We start from the raw sequence: 3,279 nt of genomic DNA on the forward strand, positions 1-3,279 counted from the left end.
ATGAACAGTATTCATGAACTGTCCGTAGAGAATTCCTGAATAAGGGGTGCCTTCATCAGCCAGGGCAGCGACCACCTGATTCATGATTGAGAGAGCCTGACTGTATTCTTCATCGGATATAAATGGCATCCGATGATCAGAAAGGGTATAGGATCCCATACCTCCGGTGTTCGGGCCGGTGTCACCTTCAAAGGCACGTTTATGATCCTGCACCAGGGGCATCGGGCTTATATGTCTGCCATCAACAAAGGCCTGAAGCGTAAATTCTTCTCCGATAAGCCGCTCTTCAATTACGATTCCCCCATTGATCTCCTGAGCATACTGACAGGCACCATCCAGATCAATATGTTCTCCCATGATACGGACACCTTTTCCTCCGGTTAGTCCGATGGGCTTTATCGCAAAATTTTCTGAGGTAGTTCGCAGAAATGAGATCGCCTGCTCTGAATTCTGAAAGATATGATATCCAGGAAGTCCGGGGATAGCATACTTCTTCATCAGGTTCCGGCAGTACGCTTTATCAGTCTCGATACGTGCTGCTGCCTTGGTTGGGCCGACACATTGTACTCCGACTGATTCTAAAGAATCGACAATTCCAGCCTCAAGGGGTGCTTCAGGTCCGATTACCGCATATTTGACCTGATTTTTTACACAGAAGGAGGCAATCTCGCTGACATTCGTCTCCCTGGTAATGAGAAAATCTCTGGAAATTTCAGCGATACCGGGATTGACTCGTGACATCGCTGCATAGAGACCAACATGATGGTCCTTTGCAAGGGCCTGGGCTATTGCATGCTCCCTGCCTCCACCTCCGACCACGAGAACATTCATGTGCAGATTGCCTTCCTGATGAGTATTAGTATTCATGGTTTATCTTCTGGAGTGTGAGATCTGCCAGAATCCTGTTAATTCTAACATACAGAGTATCATCGTGCCTACAAAACACATGACATAACTGCTCCATCATAAAATTCTTATAGAGCCATGTATCTGATTCTCTGTCCTGTGACTATTTGTAGTCCATACGTAATTATCCTGACGATCTGCTCAATTATGCAGGGCATCATATACCCGGAGTACTGAAAAAAAGAAATCCGAAATTTGTACTGGGCTGCATTCATCAATTCTGAAGAAGATCGGTGATTGAAATCAGAGGAGTCAAGGTGATACCGGCTTCTTTCAGGGTTTTTGTCGCCCCTTCATTACGATCAACTACTGAAATGATATCGGTAATGATCCCTCCTGCTTTCCTGATCTGTTCAACCCCAAAGAGAGCCGAACCTCCTGAAGTGGTAACGTCCTCAATCATCAGGACACGCCGTTCATGAACGTCACCGATTATCAGCGAAGACAGTCCATGCCCTTTCTGCTCTTTACGTATGATCACGTATGGTTTTCCACTTTCAAGTGATGACGCTACTGCCAGAGGAATACCGCCAACTGCAACACCTGCTGCCACATCCCAAAAAATATTCAATGATGTAACTGATCTTGCGACAACTTTCAGGATATCAGGATTGGTCATTGCCATCTTGATATCAATATATATGCCACTCTTCTTCCCTGAAGCGAGCGTGAAATCACCAAAACGAATTGCCTGAACATCGATCAAGAGATCTTTCAGATTTTTTTCTACCATGGAACGTCTTTCACTCCTAGTTTATACCCGATAATATTTACTACCCGGTGCAGAACCGGAGTAAGTATCAGTATGGTCAGAATTACCGGCAGCGTAAGTGAAGATAAGGCAAATGCCGGAGCACCGATGATCAGAAATGCAAATGCTCCGGCAACAAAATCATATTGATCTACGAATGGCCAGCTCGCTCCTCGTTCGATGCCGGCCCGTCGTTTGAAAAAACTTTTGACCATATCTCCTACCAGAGCACCGGTAGCGAGAAGAATTACCGAGAGGGGGGTGTGCTGAGGAAGAAACGATAGTGCAGATGAACCCTGCGCTATGATCTGCAATCCCCCGATTAGGCAGCCACAGGCAACTCCGCCAAAAAAACCCCGGATGGTTTTCCCATCACCAAACAGCCTTGTTCCATCAGATCTGGTCTTTCCCAGATCAATCGGCATCCCACCACCTACGGCTGCTGCCGCAGAATTGGGGACATATGCAGGGAGCATAAGCCAAAAAGCGGATGCAATAATCGAAAGAAGATAAAGGATAATAGAGACACACTCCTGAATAAATATAAGCGTTTAATCTGCATAAATAACAGATACAAGCGTTCGGGCCATAAATCCTGAAAACATGTGGTTGGCGATATGATCTCTCTGAAAAAAACTAAAAGTCTCTGCCCTGTTTGCAAAAAAGTCCTTGATGCTGAAATAACCGAACGAGAAGGCCAAATATTCATTGAACGTGTATGCCCGGAACATGGACCGTTCTCGTATCTGTATTGGGACGATGCCGAGTTATACAAGCGTTTTGATATCTATAATGTGGCAGGATCAGGAGTTGATAATCCACAGATTACAACAGATATCAGTTCTTGCCCCAATGACTGTGGCATTTGTAATCACCACCGTTCATCGACCCTGCTCGCCAATATTGATCTTACAAACCGGTGTAATCTGAACTGTGATTTTTGTTTTGCAAATGCAAAAGCATGTGGATATATATATGAACCGACATTCGAGCAGGTACGGGGTATGTTGCAGTTACTTCGGTCAGAACAGCCGAATCCTGCCCCTGCGGTCCAGTTTGCTGGTGGAGAACCTACTATGCGGGATGATCTTTTTGAGATTATCCGCATGGCGAAAGAGATGGGGTTCCTTCAGGTTCAGCTTGCAACCAACGGCATAAAACTTGCATCAGACCCGGAATATGCACAAAAACTCAAGGATGCAGGCCTCCAGACGGTATATCTTCATTTTGACGGCGTCACAAAAGAAACTAACTTTAAACTGACTCATGATCTGAAGGCAGTAGAGAACTGTAAAGCAGTAAAACTTGGAATTGTTCTGGTTCCAACGATCATTAAGACGAAGAACGATCATGAGATCGGAGGAATCATCCGGTTCGCTGCTGAAAATATTGAAGTAATCAGAGGAGTAAACTTCCAGCCGGTTTCATTCACCGGAGCTGCAAACCTGGAAGATATGGCACGTGAGCGGATCACCATTCCGGAATTGCTGGACCGGATTGAAAATCAAACCGATGGTTCTGTTCTTAAAAGTGATTTCTACCCGGTGCCCTGTGTTGTACCGGTTTCCAATTTTATTGAAGCGTATACCGGTAAGTCACAGATTAAATTCACCGCTCATCAA

4 protein-coding genes are annotated in these 3,279 nt (G+C 45.3%); 1 reads left to right on the forward strand and 3 read right to left on the reverse strand.

The annotated features are described in order from the left end of the window. From purD to LUQ50_RS15630, 3 genes are all read right to left on the reverse strand, one after another. A partial coding sequence (purD, locus tag LUQ50_RS15620) for a phosphoribosylamine--glycine ligase (RefSeq protein ID WP_300041322.1) occupies positions 1–867 on the reverse strand: 867 nt, incomplete at its 3' end. A 253-nt stretch (positions 868–1,120) separates the two neighbouring features. Then, a complete protein-coding gene (gene pyrE / locus LUQ50_RS15625) occupies positions 1,121–1,639 on the reverse strand; it encodes an orotate phosphoribosyltransferase (RefSeq protein ID WP_300041324.1) in 519 nt (172 codons plus the stop codon). After that, positions 1,633–2,133 (reverse strand): CDP-2,3-bis-(O-geranylgeranyl)-sn-glycerol synthase, encoded by a 501-nt coding sequence (locus LUQ50_RS15630; RefSeq protein ID WP_300041326.1) that lies wholly within the window; start codon positions 2,131–2,133, stop codon positions 1,633–1,635. Before LUQ50_RS15630 ends, pyrE begins: the two co-directional genes overlap by 7 nt. A gap of 141 nt (positions 2,134–2,274) precedes the next feature. Between LUQ50_RS15630 and tes the strand changes: the two genes are divergently transcribed. Further along, a partial coding sequence (tes, locus tag LUQ50_RS15635) for a tetraether lipid synthase Tes (protein WP_300041328.1) occupies positions 2,275–3,279 on the forward strand: 1,005 nt, incomplete at its 3' end.

Source organism: Methanospirillum sp. (assembly GCF_028679455.1).
In the GTDB taxonomy this organism is placed as follows: domain Archaea; phylum Halobacteriota; class Methanomicrobia; order Methanomicrobiales; family Methanospirillaceae; genus Methanospirillum.

What these genes read in the sequence shown, in the direction of transcription:
- pyrE (WP_300041324.1), bottom strand. Translation starts at nt 1,639, where the DNA reads ATGGTAGAAAAAAATCTGAAAGATCTCTTGATCGATGTTCAGGCAATT.
- LUQ50_RS15630 (WP_300041326.1), bottom strand. Translation starts at nt 2,133, where the DNA reads ATGCTCCCTGCATATGTCCCCAATTCTGCGGCAGCAGCCGTAGGTGGT.